The organism is Flavobacterium sp. ASW18X (assembly GCF_005144745.1).
Taxonomy (GTDB): Bacteria; Bacteroidota; Bacteroidia; order Flavobacteriales; family Flavobacteriaceae; genus Croceivirga.
On the sequence record NZ_SWKK01000070.1, the window covers coordinates 1 to 570 of the forward strand.

1 protein-coding gene is annotated in these 570 nt (G+C 46.1%); it reads left to right on the forward strand.

Going from position 1 to position 570, the window contains the following annotated elements; translation table 11 throughout:
* A partial coding sequence (locus FBT53_RS15995) for a SprB repeat-containing protein (protein ID WP_205729057.1) occupies positions 1-570 on the forward strand: 570 nt, incomplete at both ends.

Genomic DNA, 570 nt, shown 5'->3' on the forward strand with positions numbered 1-570 from the left:
CAATGCGCCTTCTGGAACGTATAGCTTGGAGGTAGTGGATGGTAACTCTTGTTTTACCTCCTTAACGGATATTACTTTGGTAGACCTATTTGCTCCGCTAGCAATTAGTGAAGCCACGGTAACGGACGTTAGTGCATACCAAGGCGCGGATGGCAGTGTTAACATCACTGTAATAGGAGGTAGACCAGACTACACTATTAGCTGGGAAGACCAAACAGGAGCCATAGTAGGCAGTAGTGCCAGCATAACCAATGTAATAGCCGGGAACTATAGAGTAACCATTACCGATAGCAACGGCTGTGAAGTAACAGAAGATTACGAAGTGACCCAGCCCGATATTATAGAAGCAACCATTAATCACCCTCGCTGTTTTGGTAATGCGGATGGTAGCATCAGCTTAGAAGTAAACAAGGGCAATGGAAGTTTTACCTATCAATGGAACACGGGAGCTACCACGGCGGAACTAACAGGATTGTCTGCAGGTTTTTACACGGTAACGATAAGTGGTTTTGCAAGCGGAACAGAAACCCGCACGTATGAGTTGGTTAACCCCCCATTACTCACGGTAGA